21 protein-coding genes, 1 tRNA gene and 1 pseudogene are annotated in these 19,860 nt (G+C 58.7%); 9 read left to right on the forward strand and 14 right to left on the reverse strand.

Features of this window, described 5'->3' with window-relative positions:
* The first annotated feature begins 207 nt into the window (after positions 1–207).
* The gene (locus tag NL528_RS43450) at positions 208–606 is read left to right on the forward strand and encodes an ATP-binding cassette domain-containing protein (protein ID WP_309180469.1); all 399 of its coding nucleotides are present in this window, start codon (positions 208–210) and stop codon (positions 604–606) included.
* Positions 607–918: 312 nt separating this feature from the next.
* Here NL528_RS43450 and NL528_RS43455 read toward each other — a convergent pair whose 3' ends face one another.
* The 4 genes from NL528_RS43455 to NL528_RS43470 form a co-directional block, all read right to left on the reverse strand.
* Positions 919–1,509 (reverse strand): TetR/AcrR family transcriptional regulator, encoded by a 591-nt coding sequence (locus NL528_RS43455; RefSeq protein WP_309180470.1) that lies wholly within the window; start codon positions 1,507–1,509, stop codon positions 919–921.
* 137 nt (positions 1,510–1,646) lie between these two features.
* On the reverse strand, positions 1,647–2,531 hold the full coding sequence (locus NL528_RS43460; protein WP_309180471.1) for a haloalkane dehalogenase: 885 nt from the start codon (positions 2,529–2,531) through the stop codon (positions 1,647–1,649).
* A gap of 139 nt (positions 2,532–2,670) precedes the next feature.
* The gene (locus NL528_RS43465; RefSeq protein WP_309180472.1) at positions 2,671–3,339 is read right to left on the reverse strand and encodes a peroxiredoxin-like family protein; all 669 of its coding nucleotides are present in this window, start codon (positions 3,337–3,339) and stop codon (positions 2,671–2,673) included.
* Between the two features lie 30 nt (positions 3,340–3,369).
* Positions 3,370–3,708 (reverse strand): glutathione S-transferase N-terminal domain-containing protein, encoded by a 339-nt coding sequence (locus NL528_RS43470; protein ID WP_309180473.1) that lies wholly within the window; start codon positions 3,706–3,708, stop codon positions 3,370–3,372.
* Between the two features lie 507 nt (positions 3,709–4,215).
* On the opposite strand from NL528_RS43470, the gene NL528_RS43475 reads away from it, so the two are divergent.
* The 4 genes from NL528_RS43475 (at position 4,216) to NL528_RS43490 (ending at position 6,998) form a co-directional block, all read left to right on the forward strand.
* Positions 4,216–4,911: a DUF1223 domain-containing protein gene (locus tag NL528_RS43475; protein WP_309180474.1), complete on the forward strand. Its 696-nt coding sequence runs from the start codon at positions 4,216–4,218 to the stop codon at positions 4,909–4,911.
* Entirely contained in the window at positions 4,877–5,830 is a 954-nt protein-coding gene (locus NL528_RS43480; RefSeq protein ID WP_309180475.1) for a protein-disulfide reductase DsbD domain-containing protein, read from the forward strand. Before NL528_RS43475 ends, NL528_RS43480 begins: the two co-directional genes overlap by 35 nt.
* A 127-nt stretch (positions 5,831–5,957) precedes the next feature.
* Positions 5,958–6,404, forward strand: coding sequence for a DUF302 domain-containing protein (locus NL528_RS43485; protein ID WP_309180476.1), 447 nt, complete (start codon positions 5,958–5,960; stop codon positions 6,402–6,404).
* Between the two features lie 81 nt (positions 6,405–6,485).
* Positions 6,486–6,998 (forward strand): heme-binding protein, encoded by a 513-nt coding sequence (locus NL528_RS43490; RefSeq protein WP_309180477.1) that lies wholly within the window; start codon positions 6,486–6,488, stop codon positions 6,996–6,998.
* 147 nt (positions 6,999–7,145) lie between these two features.
* On the opposite strand, the pseudogene NL528_RS43495 reads toward NL528_RS43490, so the two are convergent.
* The 5 genes and pseudogenes from NL528_RS43495 to NL528_RS43515 form a co-directional block, all read right to left on the reverse strand.
* Positions 7,146–7,553 (reverse strand): annotated as a pseudogene (locus NL528_RS43495) (transposase); the annotation flags it as partial.
* A 959-nt stretch (positions 7,554–8,512) separates the two neighbouring features.
* On the reverse strand, positions 8,513–9,298 hold the full coding sequence (locus NL528_RS43500) for a molybdopterin-binding protein (protein ID WP_309180478.1): 786 nt from the start codon (positions 9,296–9,298) through the stop codon (positions 8,513–8,515).
* Between the two features lie 23 nt (positions 9,299–9,321).
* Positions 9,322–9,951: a cytochrome b/b6 domain-containing protein gene (locus tag NL528_RS43505; protein ID WP_309180479.1), complete on the reverse strand. Its 630-nt coding sequence runs from the start codon at positions 9,949–9,951 to the stop codon at positions 9,322–9,324.
* A 295-nt stretch (positions 9,952–10,246) separates the two neighbouring features.
* Positions 10,247–11,053: an SDR family oxidoreductase gene (locus tag NL528_RS43510; RefSeq protein ID WP_309180480.1), complete on the reverse strand. Its 807-nt coding sequence runs from the start codon at positions 11,051–11,053 to the stop codon at positions 10,247–10,249.
* 50 nt (positions 11,054–11,103) lie between these two features.
* On the reverse strand, positions 11,104–11,811 hold the full coding sequence (locus NL528_RS43515; RefSeq protein ID WP_309180481.1) for a glutathione S-transferase N-terminal domain-containing protein: 708 nt from the start codon (positions 11,809–11,811) through the stop codon (positions 11,104–11,106).
* Between the two features lie 173 nt (positions 11,812–11,984).
* Here NL528_RS43515 and NL528_RS43520 point away from each other — a divergent pair, with 173 nt between their 5' ends.
* On the forward strand, positions 11,985–12,689 hold the full coding sequence (locus NL528_RS43520) for a glutathione binding-like protein (RefSeq protein WP_309180482.1): 705 nt from the start codon (positions 11,985–11,987) through the stop codon (positions 12,687–12,689).
* Between the two features lie 69 nt (positions 12,690–12,758).
* Here the strand turns inward: NL528_RS43520 and NL528_RS43525 are convergent, their stop codons facing one another.
* Together NL528_RS43525 and NL528_RS43530 are read right to left on the reverse strand one after the other, a co-directional pair.
* Positions 12,759–13,160 carry a hypothetical protein gene (locus NL528_RS43525; RefSeq protein WP_309180483.1) on the reverse strand — a complete coding sequence of 134 codons (402 nt, stop codon included), beginning with the start codon at positions 13,158–13,160 and terminating at the stop codon, positions 12,759–12,761.
* Positions 13,157–14,092 (reverse strand): alpha/beta fold hydrolase, encoded by a 936-nt coding sequence (locus NL528_RS43530; protein WP_309180484.1) that lies wholly within the window; start codon positions 14,090–14,092, stop codon positions 13,157–13,159. Before NL528_RS43530 ends, NL528_RS43525 begins: the two co-directional genes overlap by 4 nt.
* Positions 14,093–14,366: 274 nt before the next feature.
* Between NL528_RS43530 and NL528_RS43535 the strand changes: the two genes are divergently transcribed.
* Positions 14,367–15,020 carry a TetR/AcrR family transcriptional regulator gene (locus NL528_RS43535; RefSeq protein WP_309180485.1) on the forward strand — a complete coding sequence of 218 codons (654 nt, stop codon included), beginning with the start codon at positions 14,367–14,369 and terminating at the stop codon, positions 15,018–15,020.
* Between the two features lie 145 nt (positions 15,021–15,165).
* On the opposite strand, the gene NL528_RS43540 is transcribed toward NL528_RS43535, so the two are convergent.
* The 3 genes from NL528_RS43540 to NL528_RS43550 form a co-directional block, all read right to left on the reverse strand.
* Positions 15,166–16,032 carry a hypothetical protein gene (locus tag NL528_RS43540; protein WP_309180486.1) on the reverse strand — a complete coding sequence of 289 codons (867 nt, stop codon included), beginning with the start codon at positions 16,030–16,032 and terminating at the stop codon, positions 15,166–15,168.
* A gap of 130 nt (positions 16,033–16,162) precedes the next feature.
* Positions 16,163–16,714, reverse strand: a complete 552-nt coding sequence (locus NL528_RS43545) for a hypothetical protein (RefSeq protein ID WP_309180487.1) — start codon at positions 16,712–16,714, stop codon at positions 16,163–16,165.
* 240 nt (positions 16,715–16,954) lie between these two features.
* A tRNA-Arg gene (locus NL528_RS43550) sits at positions 16,955–17,031 on the reverse strand.
* A gap of 282 nt (positions 17,032–17,313) precedes the next feature.
* Between NL528_RS43550 and NL528_RS43555 the strand changes: the two genes are divergently transcribed.
* Complete coding sequence (locus NL528_RS43555) at positions 17,314–18,885, forward strand: MBL fold metallo-hydrolase (protein WP_309180488.1); 1,572 nt, start codon at positions 17,314–17,316, stop codon at positions 18,883–18,885.
* On the forward strand, positions 18,872–19,819 hold the full coding sequence (locus NL528_RS43560) for a hypothetical protein (RefSeq protein WP_309180489.1): 948 nt from the start codon (positions 18,872–18,874) through the stop codon (positions 19,817–19,819). The genes NL528_RS43555 and NL528_RS43560 overlap by 14 nt, the downstream gene beginning before the upstream one ends.
* Positions 19,820–19,860 lie beyond the last annotated feature (41 nt).

A 19,860-nucleotide genomic window follows, 5' to 3' on the forward strand; every position in this document is an offset into this window, starting at 1 on the left:
GTCATCTACGAGGGCGGCCCTCTGACGCCCGCTGTTCCTAGGAAACCGAGAAGGGCACTTCGGCACCGGCAAGACCGCATTTTACCCATTTCTGAATCGCGGCATCCGCGAACCTCGACGGTCGCCGTTGCCACGAAACCGCCTATCGGCGCGCTCCGGCGATGCAACGGCGCTGGAAAGACAACTCTGCTAAGAGCTATCTCCGGCGTGCAACCAATCACGGGAGGCAGGATTACCTTCAATGGAGAAACGATCGAACGACTATCGCCCCACGCGTGCATCGCACGCTGCATCGCTCGGTCTCCTGAGGGCCAACAGGTGTTCGGCTCCTTATCGGAAGAAACTCTTCGTAAGGAAGCTTACTGCCGCCCCGGTGATCTGCGCGACAGGCTCGAGGCAGTCTACACAATGTTTCCGGTGCTGGCCGAGCGCCAGAGGTCTCTCGCTGCTGCCCTATCCAGCGGTCAGCAACAGATGCTCGCAATAGGACGAGCGCTCATGACCGATCCGACGCTCCTCATTCGCGATGAACCGTCGCTTGGGTTATCGCCACTGCTGGTGAATTTCGTATTCGACACGATCCAATCGCTGAATGAAAAGGTTTGACGATTCCTCTCGTCGAGCAGAACGCCCGCGCCGCGCTTGAAGTGTCAAATCGGGCATTTGTAATAGTGTCGGGCCATATTGCTCAGGCGGGACTGCCTTCTGACTTGTTGGATGACGCATTGATCCGAGAAGCCTATCTCGGCGGCTGAGGTGGGATCCCGCCGCCCTACTGCGGTCCGTTAGGCTCATGAGGAGCCCGGCCGTCTCTGAACGGGAGGTGTGAATCGGCTCCGCGACGTGACCCCGTCGCCTTCGACAATATCAATGCGTTGGGATGCCGATCGGCGTCGAGACCCCACGCCGAATAAAACCTCATTCATTCGCAGCCAAAAGCGCAAAGACAGAACGTACGGCCCCTTCGAGCAATTCACGCTTGGGGCGCGAGCGCGCCAGCACGCGGATACCCAGCACAACACTGAGAAGCAGCCGCGCGAGATCTTCGTGCGACTGAGCGGTTGTAATCATCCCCGACGTCTGTCCCGCTTCCATGCAACGACGGAAGAACGCCTCAACCTCGCCAAGCACGCCGTCCACCACCCGACAGAACTCTTTATCATGCGGAGCAAGCTCAACGGCCGAATTTACTAACATGCAACCCTTCCGCTTCTTGTCGGTGATCGAGCGCTCAATGATTTCAGAGAAAAAGGCTTCGAGAGCTTCGAATGGCGGAAGCTTACTCTCGAAGCGCTGAACGCGATCGCCGAAATTGTTGCTGACATAGTGATCCAGCGACCGCTTGTAGAGCGAACGCTTGTCGCCGAACGCATTGTAGAGACTTGCGCCTGTGATACCCATGCTCTGCGCAAGATCGCGGACCGACGTCGCCTCGTACCCCTGCGACCAGAAACAATGGACCGCAGCGTCGAGAACAACCGTCTCATCGAATTCTCTTGGCCTTGCCACTCAAGCCTCGCTCTGGTCCGCACGATGGACGATACATTCCTGATTATTATAAATAGCAGGGGCGAGAATACAACGCAGCCCCGGGCGCGAGCCGTTGCCGACGTTTCAGCCGCGTCAAAGATCTTCGATCCGGCGACCTAGCTTGCAAAACTTTTCATTGCCGCTTCAACAATCACCGCGCCCGCCTCCTGCGTGAAATGACCCGCGCCAGCCAATTCGAAGGGCAGTGGACAGTTCCGAATGGTCGTCCGCAAGGCCTCCATGACCGGCGGGCCGAGAACAGGATCCTTCATGCCGACCGCCATGAAGCTCTTGCCGGCCCACTCCTTCGACCAGAAGTCGCGGGCCCGGCGCGAAAGGGCTGCGCCGTCCGCGTCCGGCCGGTCCGGCACGAGATTTGGAAAACGTCGTACACCCGCCTTGTACCGCATATCCGGATACGGGGCCCCATAGGCCGCGGCCTCCGCATCGCCAAGCGATGGCACCGCCCGCTTCATCAGGGCAGCAATATCCATATCGGGCTTGCTGTTCGAGAACGCACGCCAAGCAAGAAAGCCATCACCAAGAGGCGCATCGCCTGTTCCAAGAGAAGTGTTCATGACGAGGAGCCGCTCAAACCGCCCTCGCATGTCCATTGGAATGGTCAAACCGATGAGCCCGCCCCAGTCCTGGCAGACGAGCGTTATGCGTTTCAGATCGAGCGTTTCGATTAAAGAGATGATGGAGTTGCGGTGGAAATCGAATGTGTAAGCCGCGTCATCCGTCGGTTTGTCGGAGCGACCGAAGCCGAAAAAATCAGGCGCGACCACGCGATAGCCGGCCGCGACCAGCGCCGGCACCATCTTGCGATAGAGATACGACCATGTGGGCTGGCCGTGCAGACACAGAGCCACCGGAGCATCGGGTGCGCTCTCGTCGAGATAATGCATGCGCAGGCCAGCAGGGCCCTGAAGATAATTCGGAAGAAACGCGTAGCCGGGAAGGCCGACGAAATTCTCGTCCGGGGTTCGCAGGATGATCATCGTTTTCCTTCCGCGGGAGACGGCGGGCCCAACTCGCGATGGTGCGATCAGCACCCACCGTATTCAGGATTTACGGCGATGTGACGCGCCTTCTTCATGTCTACAGCGCTGCTTCCCGAACAGCGGCGGTCTCGCGCTCCTACTCCGCCGCTTGCGCCGGCCGCTGCAACACCTTCAACACATTCATCGGCTCGGTACGGCGGCGATAGTCGACCCCCGTGTCGGCGAACAGGATCACGCCGTCAGCGCCGATGACATAGGTTGCCGAAAGCGGCAGCGACCAATCATACGGCGTACCGTTCTTGGCCGGAATATCAAGACCGAACCCGCCATAGGCTGATTTCAATTCCTCGGTGAAGGTATAGACCAGACCAAAAGCCTTTCCGACTTTCTGGCCGACATCGCTCAGCACCGTAAAGGTCAGCGCATTCTTCTCCGCGGTAGTGACGGTATCGTCGGGTTTCTCGGGGCTGATCGCGACCATGCTTGCGCCTGCGGCCAGGATCTGCGGCAGGATGTTCTGATAGGCCTTGAGTTCGAGATTGCAATAAGGACACCAGCCGCCGCGGTAGAAGGTCACCACAACGGGCCCTTTCGCCAGCAGGGTTGCAACATCAAACGTTTTGCCATGGACATCGGGAAGCACGATTGCTGGCGCCCGCTCGCCGACCTGTCTGGCGAGTTTGCCGAGGCCGACATCCGCCAAATGCGCTATATGGCGCTCCATGATCGCTCGACGCTCGGCCGGGACGCGCTGCATCCAGCCGGCGCGGAATTCCTCAAGCTGCTCGGATAGTGTACTGCTCATGTCAGGTCTCTCCTGTTGGACACGCCACGATCAGGCGGCGACATAGTTCTGGGGAAACAGATTGCGGCGCGCTTCGTCATCCATGTCGCGCTTGAAGATGAGGTTCTTGCCGATCGCGCGGGCGCGCGTCACGGCCGGGCGGCTGTCGACGCCTGCAAACCAACGTGCGACATTGGGAAATTCTCCAAGCCGGCCATCGCCGAGCATGGCGGGCGTCTTACCGTTCGGGTTGATCGCCCTGAATTCCGGCGCGTGCTGCTCGCCCTTGAGCGTATCGACGGGGATCACTTCGTACGGAATCGCGGTCTCTTCGAGCAGAAGCGCTACCTTCATGAGGTTGGGCGCATGATGGAAATAGAAACGGATCATGCCGACATCTCCCCAGATTCCTGACCTACAGTGATCAGGCGGACAAGCTGAAGATCGGTCATCCGACAGCATCTTTTATGTCGCGGCAAAACTGCTTGCGTCCTTGCGCAGGTTGCGGCCGACGATCACGCCCCCAACCGGCGGTCGTCCGCTTCGGTAGATTTAGATCGAACGTTATAATTCGAACCGAAAGATTGCAAGCGCAGACGGGCCCCGCGCGATCCGACGAAGAAGCTCGCCTCGTGACACCGATACAGGAGATGCGCTGGCACACCCGATCCTGCCGATGGATCAGCGAGCGCGACGACTCCGACTTCAAAATTTCGTGAAGACCTCGGCTGGGACTGCATTCTCGACCTAGCGTCGATGGTCGTCGGCCGCAAAAGCGCCGATTCGGCTGCCCCGCGCGAACGTCCTCTGCTTTCGGGATGAACACCTTGTCGTCGTCCCCACGTAACAACACAGCCCGCAGTGCCGAATATGAAGCGAACCCATCGGAGGATCGCCATGTTGTCACGCCTGCTCGTATCCCTCGGATTCGTTGCATTTCTGTCCCCCGCGGTAGCCGCGGAACGCCCGGTTGTAGTCGAACTGTTCACGTCGCAGGGATGCTCGTCGTGCCCGCCGGCGGACGCCCTCATCAATGAATTGTCGAAGGGCCGGCGCGATGTCCTGCCGCTCGCCTTCCACGTCACCTACTGGGACAATCTGGGTTGGAAGGATCCGTTTTCGCTGCAAGCCGCTACGCAGCGCCAAGGCCGGTATGGCCAACGCTTTGGCGATGGATCCTACACCCCGGAAATCGTAGTCGATGGTGCCGCCGGCATGGTTGGTTCGCGGCGCGGCGATGTCGGATCTGCCATCGAAAAGGCAAAGCACGACAACCGCACGGCCGCGGCGATCAGCGTAAAAAGGACCGGTGAGCGCGTGTCCATCGAGATCGGACCTGGCAGCGGGGGCGGACAGGTTCTGTTGATCGGATTCGATCACGATCACACGACCGCGATCGGGCGCGGCGAAAATGGCGGCAGGACGCTGGCCCAAGCCAACATCGTCAGGTCGATCCGAGCCGTAGGTCAATGGTCGGGTACACCGCTTCGCATCAACGAGCAGTTTCCGGAAGGAGAGGACGTCGCCGTCTTGCTGGAGACGCCGGATGGCGAGATCATTGGCGCATCACGGCTGGCCGCTGGATCGACCTGATCGCCTCTCGATAGTTTTTCAATCGATCGGCAGCATTCCGCAGCCCCGCCAAAAGGCGGCCACGAGAAATCGGGCTCAAAAGCGAGATGCGGCCCGATCACCAAAGGTTGCTTCGCTCAATAAACGTGGTGGATACCTCATGGCATTAAACCGCTGCTGCTCGATCATCATGCTCACCTGCGGTCTCGTGACGGCAACAAGCGGCGCCGCCGGCGCCGCCGTCACCGATTGGGTGGGTGATAGTCATGCGGCGGTTCGCTTGATTACCGCGACCGACAGTGTCGCTGCGGATTCGACGCTCGATGCCGGGTTAGAATTCCGGTTTTCCAAAGGAAGGCACGGCTACTGGCGCACGCCCGGAGACGCGGGCGTCGCACCAGCGATCGACTGGTCGGGTTCGGAATATATTACGCGACACGATATTGCGTGGCCGGCACCGCATCGTCTGGTGATCGAGGATTTACAGAACAGCATTTACGTCAAGCATGTCGTTCTGCCGGTCAAATTGTCTCTGGAGAAAACCGGCGCTCCTGCCCGCATCCGGATATCGCTCGCATACGCCACTTGCTCGGAGGTTTGCGTTCCCTATCAGGCCGATCTCGCCTTCCAGTTGCCGCTCGGAGCCGGTCGGACTTCGCCAGAAGCGATCGCGATCAATGCCGCTCGCAAGACGGTACCCCGCACGGCGGCGGCCGCCGGTATCGACATCATCGGCACCCGCGTCGCGGGGCCAGCATCCGAACCCGCTCTCGTGGTTGATCTGCTCAGCAAAGACCGGCCTTTTGTGCAACCTGATCTTTTCATCGAGGGCATCGGCAACGGAATTCCGGCGGCGCCCAAGGTCGAACTCCGGGCTAACGACCAAGCCGTCCGCCTGACGGTCCGGATTTCTCAGGTGCCCCGTCCGATCGCCTTTTGACCTTGACGCTGATCGATTAGGATCGCGCGGCCGAATTCCAGGTCACCGCCGGATCGAAACAATAAGAAGCTGGGACACGCACCTCAGGAGGCATCATCAGGTGAAAACATTTTCAATCGCAACAGTGATGGCGCTCGCCATGTTGAACACCAACGCCTCCGCTGGAAACGGCCTAATCACTAAACAGAGCAAATACACGGTCAAGGAAACCGTCGAGAAATTCGAAGCCGCAGTCAAGGCGAAGGCCGCCGGCGGCTGGGTCGTCTTCACCAAGATCGATCACGCTACCGCCGCCAAGGAAGCCGGGCTGGAGATGCGACCCCGAACCCTAATCATCTTCGGCAACCCCAAAGGTGGCACGCCTGCGATGATCAAAAGCGCGACGCTGGCGATTGATCTTCCGATGAAGGCGCTGGTCTGGCAGGACGATCAGGGCGTCGTGTGGCTAACTTACAATTCAAGCGCGTATGGCGCTACGTATGTGTTTCCGCGTCACGGCCTTTCGACGCCGGACGAGGCAGCGGAAGCGCTCGACGGCTTTTTAACCGCTGTGACCGACCGCGGCACTCAGTAGGTCTGACATTCCGCCCGCACGCGATCCGAACCGGCACCGCGATGAAAAACGTAAACGCGTTCCACCTGAAAGGATGACTTGATGTTCCGCCCTCTGATGACAGTTTCCCTGTTGTGTACCAGCGCGTTGTTCAGCATATCGGCGTCGGCAGATTCTCTGCCGACACGCAAACAGCTTCCGCTGTCGGTCGCCATGGAAGCAGCGATGGAAGCCGTAGCCGTATGCGAAAAATCCGGATATCACGTCGCCGCGACCGTGATGGACGCGTCCGGCCTCGTCAAAGCCATCGCCAAGGGTGATTTGGCCCCGCCGCATACGCTCGACAGCAGTCGCGGCAAGTCTTACGCCGCGGTTTCGCTGGGTCCCAATTTCAGTGAGCCCACCACCAGCGCGATCGTCGCGAGGGTCAGCAATGGCCCGGCCTTTGGCCCGCTGCAACATCTCCCGGGCGTCTTTCTGGTGCCAGGGGGTGTGTTGATCAAATCAGGCGACGACGTCGTCGGCGCTATCGGGGTCGGCGGAGCTCCGGGAGGCGACAAGGACGAAGTCTGCGCCGAAGCGGCCGTTGCCAAGATCGCCGACCGGCTCAAATAATCGTGCGCCAACTCGGCAGCATTCCCATCACCGGCAATCTCGGCGAATTCGGCGCGATGCTCGCCGCCGAAACCGGGCGTTGGAGCAAGGTGGTGGAAATGTCGGGCCAGGAGAATTGACGGTTGGCAGTACAAAAGAAAAATCCATCTAGTGGATCGAATCTAACACTTGGTGCCCCCGTTTGACAGCGGCGATGATTTTGTTTGGGTCCTTGGTCCAGGTAAACGGTTTTGGGTTTGCATTGGTGTCGTCGAGGAAGCAGTGGATGGTGTCTTTGATGCTCCCGCAAGGATCGGAAAACACCGCACTTGAGACGCTTCTTTTTGAGCTGGCAAGGAAGCCTTCAATGGCGTTGAGCTAGGAAGCCGGTGTCCGAGTGAAGTGGAAGACAAACCGTCGATGTTTTTCGAGCCACAACATGACGTCGCGATGCTTGTGGGCGGCATAGTTGTCGACGATGATGTGGATCGTCTCTTTCTTGGGTGCTCTTGCCTCGATGACGTTCAGGAACCGAATGAACTCCTGTCGGCGATGGCGCTTCATGCACTGGCCGATAGCAACCTCGCCTACGGGCTGACGCATCGTCTCGATTAAAAACCTAGCGCGAGCAAACAAAAAAGAAAAAAATCATCAATATCAGGTAACAAACCCATCGGATTGTCGAACTTGTTATGGCAGCGAATGAAACTAAGTCTGACGAACCCTTGGGGAATTTGCTGAAAAGCCCGATCGACGCCAGCCTGGGAAGCATTTTGAGCTGCGGTGAAAGCGATCTAAGACGATATCAACCTCGAAAGGAACTGCTATGAAGCTTAACTCGAAATCAGGAGCTGCGATTGCGGCAGCCGCTGCAGCTCTTTTTCTTGCTGGTGCCAACATGACGTCACCGGCGTATGCGGCCGGCGAAGGTCATTGCGTTGGCGCTAACGCCTGCAAAGGCCAGAGCGCGTGTAAAGGCGGCAACCATGCATGCAAGGGCCAGAACTCGTGCAAGGGCCAAGGCTTCTCTGAACTAACAAAGGCCGATTGCGTCGCTGCTAAGGGAAAATTCAAAGCCGGCTGAACCATTTGTGGCCGAAGCCGAGAGGATCCGGTCCAATCCGGATTCCTTTCGGTATCGCGGACGTGATACCGCAAGACCATTTTGGGCTCGACGCTATATGGACTCACGCCCAAAATGGCTTGTGTTATCCGTTTGGATGCTGGAAAACTGCCGCGAAAAGCGAGGACTATCGACCTTAATGCGAGCCGGTTCCTTCCAATACCAATTTTCACCGCGCGCGCAAACTCCGCATTGAGAGGGCTGAACGGCTTTGGTGTCCGCTCGAGCCGACCGTGGTCGGTCGCAACCAGCGATGCGCTTGTCAACGCCCCCCTTACGTAGCAGCGGCTTTTCAGGGGACGGCCAGGAAGACAGCTAGAGTAAATACGGACGCGCCCTCGCGCCGTGCCATACGCGCCGTTTCAGAGCTGAAAGAGATGAGCGCCCTTTGCGTACGCTACAAACAAGAGCGTCAGCTTCCGCTGAATGAATTATAGCCTTGGTCCTCCCAGTAGCCGCCCTTGTAGTCGTTGGTGACCTCCATTGAGATCACATATTTCGGATTCTTGTGGCCGAGCTTGGTGGGCACCCTGATCTTCATTGGATAGCCATAGGCGCGCGGCAGGATCTCGTCAGCGAATTTGAATGTCATCTGGGTCTGCGGATGCAGCGCCGTCTCCATGTCGAGCGGCGAGTTGTAACCGTCCTTGTCGGCGCACTGGAACCATACATATTTGGCGCGCGTGTCGGCGCCGATCAGCTTCAGGAAGTCGCGCAATGGCGTACCGGTCCAGCTTCCGATCGCGCTCCAACCTTCGACGCAGACATGGCGGGTGATCTGCTTGACCTGCGGCAGCTTGTAGAGCTCGTCCAGGGTCCATGATTTCTTGTTGTCGACCAGGCCGCGCACCTCGAGGTTCCAGTCCTTGCCGTCGATCGTGGGCGCCTCGTCGAGATCGTAATAGGCGTTGAACGGAAACGGCTTGGTGATCGCGCTTTCCGGGAAGGTCGGCGCCAACGCGTAGGGATTGAAGATGAGCGCCTGCACCGCATCGTTGAACTTCGATATTTTTGCCAGCAGTTGATCGGCGGAAAAGCTGTCGGTCACATCACAGCCGGTCAAGAGCGTCAGCGCGCCGAGGCTGGCGCCGCCGGCGATAAAGCGCCGCCGCGCCGGATCCGGCATCGCCTTGATCGCATCCTTGACCAGCAGTCGCCTGTCGACGCCAGGTATCAGAAGAGAGCGAAGTCGACCCATGTTAAATCCTCCTCAAGCGTGGTTCAGCGGCCGATGATCATGGCGCGCAGGCTTTTCGGCACCAGTAGCGCCAGCGCGACGTGGACCGCCAAAAACGCGACGATCGCCGACATGCAGATGAAGTGAACGTATCGCGCGACATCGTAGCCGCCGAACAGCGTCGTCAGCCACTGCAGTTGCACGGGCTTCCAGATCGACAGGCCAGACAGCACGATGACCACACCGATCAGGATGATCCCGGCGTAAAGCATCTTCTGAACATAATTGTATCGGGTGAGGTCGTCATGCGACAGCCGGCCGGTCAGCGCGGCCTTGGTGTCAGCGATCACGCCCGACGGCGTGAGCGGCAGCAGCTTGGTGGCGAAGCGGCCGGTGGCAAAACCCAGCGCCAGATAGATGAGACCGTTGACCATCAACAGCCACATCGCCGCGAAATGCCAGAGTAGCGCACCGCCGAGCCAGCCGCCCAGCGTGATCGAATGCGAAAACTTGAAGGCGAACAACGGCGAGGCGTTATAGATCTGCCAGCCCGACATAATCATCAAGATCATTGCCACGGCGTTAATCCAGTGCAGGATTCTCACCCATACGGGCTGAATGATCTTGGCGGCGGCAAATGCGGTGTGGGCGTCGCTGGCTGAAAGACTGGACATGATCGTTTCTCTGGCCGTTCCATTGCTACTGGATCGATACTCGCTATACGCCGGCAAACCTGACTGTGTTACTGCCATGCAGGCAATAAGCGCAGGACACGTCGTTCACAAAAAACCGAGCCGGGTTTCCCCGCCTTGCGGTCGCGCATCCCTGTGGGGATCACTGTGAGAAGCGGGATCCGCGGGTCTTAGTTCTGCTTTGTCGCATCGGCTTTATCCCCTCATCCTGAGGAGGGGGCGCAGCCGGCATCTCGAACGATAAGGGTCTGGCGACGCGGTGAGACTAGCCGACCATTCACAGTGCCGAATGATCGCGAACCGCCTCGCTGAGCGCTGGCTTGAGATCAAGGAAACGCTTATCGAGAGCCGCCGGATCTTGTCGATTCAAGGCTATCATTTTGGCGCGCGCTTCACCGCCACGAATGACTTCAAACGCGTCTTCCTCGATCCCTGCGATAACCGCATCAGCCACCGCGGCAGCTGGCTCGCGCGTGAAGCCCAGCTCAGGTCCGGCCTTTGACGAACTCATCATGGGGGTATCCGTTGCCCCCGGATATACCGTCATGACATGCACGCCCTCGCCCTTCAGTTCGCGGCGGAGCGATTCGCCGAACTTCGCCAGCCCGCCCTTTACGCCGGCGTAAGTGGCGTAGAACGGCGCGGCGACCAGCGCTATGCCCGAGGTGATATTGACAACAAGGCCACCGGTGCTCGCCCGCAGTTTTGGCAAGGCCGCGCGCGTGAGCAGGATCGGCGCCACCAGGTCGACCTCGATCATCGCCCGGATCTCTGCTTCGGTTGTATCTTCCAACCGACCAGCCCTGACGCCTCCCGCATTGTTGACCAGGATATCGAGACCGCCGAGCTTCTCCAGGGCAACTTTTAGTGTCGTTTCCCGACCCTTTTCCGTACTGACGTCAGCGGCAATGGAGTCGATCCGCCCGCCCGCCGCGCGAAGTCGTTCGACTGCAGTGTTCAAGGCGTCCTGCCGCCGGCCTGTGATCACGATCTGAGAGCCTCTAACCATCATGGCCTCGGCAATGGCAAACCCGATGCCGCTGGAGCCTCCCGTGACGAGAACCCGTTTGCCCTGAAGATTCATCTTTGAACTCGCTTGATAGTGTGAAATCTATTGAGACCGAAATCGAAAGTTCAACTGGCCACCTTGTCGTAATTTGAGGGAAACAGCGCCCGACGAGTTTCTTCGTCCATCTCTTTCTTGAAAGCATGGCCCCTTCCGACCGCGCGAGCCTTTGCCACCGCCGGCCGAGAATCGATCGCGCGAAACCAGCGCTGCAGATCCGGAAAGGGCTTCAGCGGGTCGGTGTCGCCAGGCAATACGAGCGGCGCCCGATCAAGCCATCCCCACGCCGAAATATCGGCGATTGAATACTCGTTCGCGACGATGAAGTCTCGTCCCTGGAGATGCTTGTCGAGCACCTCATAATGACGCTCGATTTCACGGCGATAACGGTTCACCGCATAGCCAAGCTTTTCCGGGGCCGCATGCTGGAAATGAACGGCCTGTCCCGAGAACGGTCCTATGCCGGTCGCGATGAAAAACAGCCATGACAACAACTCCGGCCTATCGGCGGGCGAACCGATCAGACGCCCCGTCTTCTCGCCGAGGTAAAGCAGAATCGCGCTGGAATCGAACACGCGCGCTGCGTTGCCGCCCGGCCCATCTGTATCGACGATGGCGGGGACCTTGCCGTTCGGATTGATGGCGCGAAACGCCGGCGTATGCTGTTCGCCCTTGCTGGTGTCGACCGGGACCAACTCGTAGGCCAAGCCAGTCTCTTCGAGCATCAGGGCAACTTTTGCCGGATTTGGGGTTGGATGGTAGTAGAAACGGATCATGGGTTCTCTCTGCCCTTTTCATTTTAGATCAGACGATCTATATTGCATCATCGCAAGCCTCAGGCAACCGCACGCTTTTGTGATTGGAACGGCGCGGACGTTGCAGACCGACATCGGTTGTCACGGCCACGATGAGGCGACGGGCCAGCGTACAGCCGGGAGGAGCCTGCAATATGATTGAGCTGTATTACTGGCCGACGCCGAACGGCCACAAGATCACAATGTTTCTGGAAGAGGCTGGACTGAGGTATCGGATCCATCCGGTCGATATTAGCGCCGGCGACCAGTTCAAGCCTGAGTTCCTGGCGTTTTCGCCGAACAACAGGATGCCCGCTATCATCGATACTAGCCCAGCCGACGGAGGCGAGCCGATAAACGTGTTCGAATCCGGCGCCATTCTTACCTATCTGGCAGAAAAGACCGGGCGTTTCCTGCCGGCCGACGTTCGCGGCCGCAAGACGGTGATGGAGTGGCTATTCTGGCAAATGGGCGGGCTCGGCCCGATGGCGGGCCAGAACCATCACTTCGGTATCTACGCGCCCGAAAAGATTCCCTACGCGGTCAATCGGTATGTCAACGAGACCAACCGCCTGTATGGCGTGCTCGATCGAAGGCTGAACGGGCGCGAATTCATTACAGGATCGGATTACACGATTGCGGATATGGCGGCTTATCCCTGGGTCGTACCCTGGAAGCGGCAGCAGCAGAATCTGGACGATTTCCCCAATCTCCGCGACTGGCTTGATGCCGTTCGTGCGCGGCCGGCAACGATACGCGCTTACGCTGCGGGAGAGCCCTATTCGAGTAGGCCCGCCGTCACCGAAGAAGGCAAGAAAATTCTGTTCGGACAGACAGCGGCGACATCGGCCGGGCCATAGTTGATTTCCCCCAGCGGCGGCAACCCAAAACTGCGGTGCCGCTTGTCCAGGCCAGAGCGTTGGCGGTGCTTAGTTCGCAGGCGCAGCGGCTACACGATAGAGACGCCCGGTTCGATCGAAATCCTCGACGGTCCACGCACCACCGACGCCGCCAATCATCCACCGCAAGATAGCATAGAGGTCCCGATCCAGCGTCTCGCTGTCGATCGGTTCAAGCGCGTCTACGACGGCATTAATCTCGACGCCGGACCGGAACGGCTCGCCGCCTCGGCCGATGAAGATAAGCGTGTAGACAATCCCGGACGGCGCGCGAACGAAACCAGGCTCGGCCAGACCTTTGTGCTCAAGACCAAATGTGCGGGCAAAGAAATCGCGGAATTCCGGATAGTGACCGATGCGATCCTCCATCAAGCCGAACGCAAGCCGCTTGCCATCCAGATCGGCCTTTTCAATAACTGTTACCTCTGTCATTGGGCCACTTGCCTCTTGTCGAGCCGGTCAAGAAACGACCGGATCAGATCCGCGATTTCGGGCCCGGAGTCCTCTTGCAGGAAATGTCGTCCGGTTACCAGATGGGGGCCCTCCGCGTGCGGAATCACCTGCTTGAAGCGATTCGAGAATGTGACGGCGTCGAAGACCTCGTCCTCGCGACCCCAAATGATCATGGTGGGAAACTTCGAGCGCGATAGCTCCTGTTCAAGCCATTTAAAGCGTTCAAACGCCCGCGCGTCCTGATCCAAAGGGATCCAACGGGGCCAGACCCATGTCAGGAGCCGCGTTGCAGGATCCGGCAGGACTGCCTCATAGGCCGCTTGCGCCGTGCGGGCAAATTTCTCACGATCGACCACCGAGAGATAGACGCCGCGGCCGGCAAGCGCCTTGTGGCGGCCGAGGAAATACGGACCTACCAGCGGCGCATGCATCATGCGCCAGGGAAAGATGCGCGTGTGAAATTCGGCGGGGGGCAGCGGCCATGCCCACGTGCTCATGAGGGTCAGCGCGCGAATCCGACCCTTGTTGCTCATTGCAAACGACAGGCCGGTCGGCCCGCCCCAGTCGTGGCAAACGAGCGTGATTTTTGAGAGGTCGAGTTGCCGCATCAGCGCCGTCAGATTGGCACTATGGCCGTCGAGTGTATGAGCCTGCTCGCGAACCGGCTTCTCCGAGAGACCAAAACCGATCATGTCAGGAACGATCACCCGCCGTCCGGACTCGACGAGAGGACCGATGATATCGCGGTACAGAAATCCCCATGTCGGGTTGCCGTGCAGGAGCACGACCGGATCACCCTCGCCCTCGTCAATGTAGTGCATCCGCCAGCCATTGACGCTCGCAAAGCGTGGCGGATAAGGCCATTGCTCGCGAAGCGCGGCCGGCAGCATATTGTCAGCCTGAATTGCCACCATTCCTCCGGCAATGTGGTCTGGCGCTTTTGATGCACCGGGAGTTCGGAAATACGAAAGAAGATAGACCATTATAGATCATATGATCTATAACAAAATGCTGATGGGAGCCTAAAAGCGGCCTCAACATCCATGCCAAGCGCGAGGTAGGTCCGGAGGGCGACCAAAGTCTTCAACGGAAAAGCAAATATTTCGTTTTGGAGCGGCCGCCCACAATGACATCATACATTTTCGAGCATATATCCGCCGCAGTAAATCGAAGGCTTAGGAGATCATGGCAAGACCGAGAGAGTTTGACGAAGCAGCCGTGCTGGACGCGGCGATCCAGCAATTCTGGCTGCGCGGTTACGAGGCCACCTCAGTGCGCGACTTGGCTGACGAAATGGGCATTGCCGGGGCCAGCCTGTATAATGCCTTCGGCAACAAGCGAATGCTTTTCGAGCGCTCGCTCAACCGCTATCTCGACCAGACTTTCCGCGAGCGAATTCGCCGCCTCGAGCATAGCCTTCCGCCGCGAGACGCAATCGTCGCGTTTCTGCAGGAAATCATTAAGCGATCCTTGAACGACAAACAGCGACTGGGTTGCCTGCTGGTCAACTCAGCACTTGAAACCACACCGCATGACAGGGAACTCCAGCAGATCGTTGCAACGTTCCTGAACGAGGTCGAATCGTTTTTTCTTCGATGCGTCACGTCGGGCCAGCGAGACGATACTATTCCGAAAGCACAAACGGCGGAGGACCTCGCCAGACTTCTTCTGGGCGTTCTACTCGGGATTCGCGTGCTTGCGCGTGCCCGGCCCGACCGCAAGCTGCTGGAGGGCCTGGTGAGGCCCGTGTTTGCTTTGCTCGATAACGCCGCTCCAAGGAAGCGTCCTGGCAAAAGCGGCAAACGAGCAACCATTCAGGGCAGCGATGAGAGCAAGTGAAAGCGTTCCGTCAATTCTCGAATCGGAGGCGACGGGCAAGGTGGCGGAAATCTATGCCGATATCCGCCAAGTGCTGGGGACAAGCGTCGTCAATCTGATCTGGCGCAATCTGGCTGCGATTCCGGATGCTCTCGAATGGACGTGGTCAACCGCAAAGCCGCTTTATTTGGGGCCCGCTCCCGGATATGCCGTTTCGCAGCAGTTGGAGCCGCCAGAGCGGCTTGAAATCATCGTAGTTGGACGGCAGCGCGTCGATCTCGCGCAGAACCGGGCCAAGCTCACCTGTCGCGATCGCTCCGGCCCAAGCATCCAGACGGCCGGCAAGGAATTGGGCCGGCGTTCCTGGAACGCCCCCTCCGAGGACCCCCATTCCCTCGACGGACGTCAACAGATCTCGGTTCACCTGTTTGATCGGCCACTCCTCTTGCGCTTCGATCGCCACATATAGTTCGCGGTCCCGGATCGCCTCGAGCGATTTCACGCAAAGCGCATGGAGATGCGGCGTCCAAAAATCCTCTGGAAGCGCGAGCCGGTCGGGCGTACCGCTTCGTCGGAGGTCCGATGCCCGATAGCCTGAAGCGAAGCGGATCACGATCGTCGATCGCGGTTCGGCATCGCGGATAGCCGCGAGCACGCTTTCGATCTCGAGAGATGCAAGCGATACGACGCGCAATGCGCGAGAGAGGATAGCTTCCTCTTCGGCAGTCGGCTGCTGGCCGCGCCAGCGACCAATGGCTTCACCGATCGCCGAAAGAACTTCCTTTTCGTCCCCGGTGCCCGCGGGTTGAACCAGGACGATGCGCCGGACGGCGCGCTTTTGGTCCCCGTCCTGAACGTTGAGCACGCAGGCGAGAAATTCACCCAACAGCTTCAACGAACCGCCCGCAACGATCAGATCCCCGACGCCCCAATCGAGGCCGTTTCTGGCGAAATGGTCGCGCACGTCGATGCCCCCGTCGGCATCCGCCGCCGGACCGGCATCCTGCGATAGAACATCTTCCTCCGTGGGCATCGCGCGCTCATGCAAATTCCGGAACGCCATAGATCGGGACGCTCGCTCCCCGACGCAAGTGGCATCGTCAGGTGCTCCGCGCACCAGCGCAAGTTAGATTGCAAGGCCGCGCTAAGCACCTCCGGCCGCGTTAGACCGTGAACTCCTCCTGCTGAGCCAACTCGTTCCAAAACTCGGCGATCGCTTCGACCAGGGTCCGATAATGCTGCTCGGTCGCGAAATACTCGTCTTCGTGCTTGGCGGCGTTGATCAGGAGGCGTTGAGAATCGATCTTGCTGAAGACGGCCTCGGAAACCGACGCGCCAAATAACATCAACTGTGCACGCACTCGATCGACGTGGGAGACAGCACCGCTGGGGCTCTGGATCTTTGCTTTCCAATCGGGCTTCGAGCTGCCGTTGCGCTTGTGTTGGCCTTCGAAATAGTTCTTCGTGGCTTTCTCCCACTCATGATATTCGCGCGGCCACGCCCCTTGGATCAGAGACTCGATGACCCAAGTCTCCATCGGCGCCTCCAACTCGACCATGACGGGATCGCCGGCAAAGCTTTCCCTCGCTCGAGCAGCGTGCTCACCGATGACCTGGATCGCATGCTCGATGGCGGTTTCCCTGTGACCGGCTTGGATGAAAAAATATCCTGCCGTGCCAACGACGGCGGGATAAGGGGGACGTTTAAGCTTCAAACATGCCGCCTACCATCCGATTGTCAGCGCGCGAAGGCAGGGATGAATAGCGAACAACGGTCGCGGTTCGTGTTGCATCCGTGTTGCACGGAGCAGATGTCACTCCACGTAACCCTTTGTAATCCCACGTACCAGACGGACCATACGGAATCGGCTCCGAGACGTCGAAATCGGCAGCAGAACGGAGCGCGTACGTTGAGGAAATGCCCGTATTTATTGAGTTTCTTGTGTCGTGAAGACTGGCGATCCCGGCATGACTCGAACATGCGACCTACGGTTTAGGAAACCGTCGCTCTATCCGGCTGAGCTACGGGACCGCGAACCCGCCGTGAGAGGCGGGTACCTGGGCGCTAAATAGCAGAGCGCGCGGGCAATCGCCAGCCTTCAGGACCACCCGCGCCGGCGCGCCCCGCCGATTTCAACGCCTCCCCAAAACCCCCGCGGATCGCCGGCGTCGAGGCCGGAAAGATGCCCGCCCAGGCACAATCGAAACTGTGCCCGATTCCCGCCGGCTCACCGTTCATGGCCCGCCCTCAGACCCCGGGAGGATCGGGCCATGACGCCACCCGCAGATCGTTGATGAACATTACAGGCCATGGTTGATCCTCGAACATGGCAGCGGTCAATGGTCCTCCAAAACAGGCGCCGGTATCGAGATTGAGCCGGTTGGCCCTGAGGTCGGGCAATCTGACCGGCGTGTGCCCATGCACAATGAACGCCTCGTGCGTCTCATCGGACGACAGGAAGGGCTCGCGGATCCAGAGCAGATCCTCTTCGGTCTGGGCATTCAGGGGAATGTCAGGACGTACGCCTGCGTGCACATACATCCGACCGGCTTCTGCGTGAGCGAGCGGAAGGGATCGGAACCAGGCGAGATGAACCGCAGGAATATCGCATGGGTCGTCGCAGCCATAGCTCGCGAGCGTCTGCCGTCCGCCATTTTCCATCCACCTCATCAGGTCCTGATCCGAACGGTCCGGATCCTGCTGGATCTTGGCCTGCCGCTGACCGCACCTGATTTGGCTTCGATACCGTTGCCTGATGTAGCCGGCCTTACCGAAACATCTTCCAGTCTGCTCGCGATCGTGCTGTCTCACGGGCATCGGGACCATTGGGGTCTCATGCCGAAGGTTAGACCGGATGTGCCATTCGTGATGGGCAAGATCACGTCTCAGATCCTGAAGGCGGCTTCAGATTTTGTGCCCGATACCTTCAGTCCGGAAGTTTCGACCTTCCTCGAACATCGAAAAACGCTCGAAATCGGGCCGTTCAAGCTAACGCCCTACCTCATGGACCATTCAGGATTCGATGCATACGCGATCAGCGTTGAGGCGGACAATCAGCGACTGTTCTACTCAGGGGATTTCAGGGCGCATGGCCGGAAGTCCAAATTGTTTGACGCTCTCCTCCATGCTCCGCCGCGCAATGTCGATCTGATGCTGATGGAGGGATCCAGCCTTGGACGCCTTGATGAACATCAGCAGTTTCCGACCGAGCAGGAGCTCGAAGAGGTGTTCGTGGACCGCTTCAAGCACACTTCCGGAATGGCCCTTGTTGCATGCTCGGCGCAAAATATAGACCGGGTTGTCTCCATATATCGAGCCTGCAAGCGATCCGGGCGGGTTCTTCTGGTGGACGCCTATGCTGCTGAAATTCTCAAGGCGATCGATCACGACTCCATTCCGAAGCCAACCTCGGACTGGGCCAACATCGCGGTCTACCTTCCGCAGTCGCAGCGGCGCCAGCTGGTTCGGAAAGGCATCGCATCGATTGTCGACAGCTATCGGGGCCTCCGAATCTGGCCCGACGAGCTCGCGGCCAAGTCGAGCAATCTGACCATGCTGTTTCGCGGCTGGATGCTAGGCGATCTTGAAAAACTCGACGCGTTGCAGGGCGCTCGCGTCATTTGGTCCCAATGGGATGGATACCTCAAAGACGGCCCCGGCAAGAAACTGGTCGAGACGTGCACCCTGAAAAACATTCCGTTTGAGGTTGTTCATACATCGGGGCACGCCAGTCCCTCGGATTTGAAACGCCTCGCATCGGCGGTTGGCCCCAGGAAATTGGTGCCAATTCACACATTCGAGCGCGACAGGTTTCCGGCCCTGTTCGAGAACGTAAGCATTCACAACGATGGCGAATGGATAGAGGTAGCAAGTGGCCAAATTTGAGAGATATTTGTCGAAGGAACTACTGGAATCACTGGGAAAGCTCTCCGAGAACCGGAGAGGGCCGACGAACTGGTGGCAAGATGTGCTTGCCAGCAAAGACCTGCTTATTGCCATCCGCGCTGGTTACTTGAACATCTACGCCCAGGGACAGAGTGTTTTCAAAATTGGATCCAGCACTTCGACCGGGGTGGATAAGGCCGGCAATCCTCTGGTCGAGCTTCATTACAAATATCTGCTGAAGCCCAGTCTGCCCGCCGGAAAAGAGTACGTTCGATTCGACGGCAACGAGTTCCATATGGGGGGAAAGGAGCTCGACCCCGCCAAGATTGTGCAAACGAAATATACGCCTGCCGAAACCGTAAGGGAGCTTGCGGCAGCGGCGCGAACATATTCCGGCGCCGAAAAGCAGGGCGTCCATGAAATCGCGCGAAGGAACCCATCCGTCATCGATCTCGAAATCGCATTTGCAAAGACTGATGGTGACGGCAAGCAAAGCGCGCCGCGCATCGACCTGGCAGCGCTACACGACTCCGGTGGCAAGATATTGGTGAGGTTCTACGAGGCAAAATTGGCCTCCGATCCGCGCCTTCGGCAGAACAGCAAGGGCAAGCCCGAGATTGTTGATCAGATGCAGAAATACGATGATTTTCTTCGCAAGAACGAGAGAGACATCCGCGAAGCATACGTCAATGTCTGCCGGAATTTGGAGGCTCTCGGAAAAGCCACGCGGTTAGTGAAGGCCGTCTGCACCTCGCCCGAACGCCTCTCGATTGATACGTCAGTCAAGTTGCTGGTCTTTGGCTACGATCAAGATCACCTCCACCAGGATAGTCTCTTCAGAAAGCGAATCGATTTTCTGAAGAAGGACGCCAAACTGGCTGGACGTATTTTCTCGTCTGGACAGCCCAAATTCAATCTCGAAAAGCTGAAATAGCCGGCTTGGCGATTGACGAGGTCAGATGAGGCGATCCGGGC

This window comes from Bradyrhizobium sp. Ash2021 (genome assembly GCF_031202265.1).
Taxonomy (GTDB): Bacteria; Pseudomonadota; Alphaproteobacteria; order Rhizobiales; family Xanthobacteraceae; genus Bradyrhizobium.

Bases quoted from the DNA above. Each gene is read 5' to 3' on its own strand.
- NL528_RS43460 (WP_309180471.1), bottom strand. From the start codon at position 2,531: ATGATCATCCTGCGAACCCCGGACGAGAATTTCGTCGGCCTTCCCGGC.
- NL528_RS43465 (WP_309180472.1), bottom strand. From the start codon at position 3,339: ATGAGCAGTACACTATCCGAGCAGCTTGAGGAATTCCGCGCCGGCTGG.
- NL528_RS43470 (WP_309180473.1), bottom strand. From the start codon at position 3,708: ATGATCCGTTTCTATTTCCATCATGCGCCCAACCTCATGAAGGTAGCG.
- NL528_RS43475 (WP_309180474.1), top strand. From the start codon at position 4,216: ATGTTGTCACGCCTGCTCGTATCCCTCGGATTCGTTGCATTTCTGTCC.
- NL528_RS43485 (WP_309180476.1), top strand. From the start codon at position 5,958: ATGGCGCTCGCCATGTTGAACACCAACGCCTCCGCTGGAAACGGCCTA.
- NL528_RS43490 (WP_309180477.1), top strand. From the start codon at position 6,486: ATGTTCCGCCCTCTGATGACAGTTTCCCTGTTGTGTACCAGCGCGTTG.
- NL528_RS43500 (WP_309180478.1), bottom strand. From the start codon at position 9,298: ATGGGTCGACTTCGCTCTCTTCTGATACCTGGCGTCGACAGGCGACTG.
- NL528_RS43505 (WP_309180479.1), bottom strand. From the start codon at position 9,951: ATGTCCAGTCTTTCAGCCAGCGACGCCCACACCGCATTTGCCGCCGCC.
- NL528_RS43510 (WP_309180480.1), bottom strand. From the start codon at position 11,053: ATGAATCTTCAGGGCAAACGGGTTCTCGTCACGGGAGGCTCCAGCGGC.
- NL528_RS43515 (WP_309180481.1), bottom strand. From the start codon at position 11,811: ATGATCCGTTTCTACTACCATCCAACCCCAAATCCGGCAAAAGTTGCC.
- NL528_RS43520 (WP_309180482.1), top strand. From the start codon at position 11,985: ATGATTGAGCTGTATTACTGGCCGACGCCGAACGGCCACAAGATCACA.
- NL528_RS43525 (WP_309180483.1), bottom strand. From the start codon at position 13,160: ATGACAGAGGTAACAGTTATTGAAAAGGCCGATCTGGATGGCAAGCGG.
- NL528_RS43535 (WP_309180485.1), top strand. From the start codon at position 14,367: ATGGCAAGACCGAGAGAGTTTGACGAAGCAGCCGTGCTGGACGCGGCG.
- NL528_RS43540 (WP_309180486.1), bottom strand. From the start codon at position 16,032: ATGCCCACGGAGGAAGATGTTCTATCGCAGGATGCCGGTCCGGCGGCG.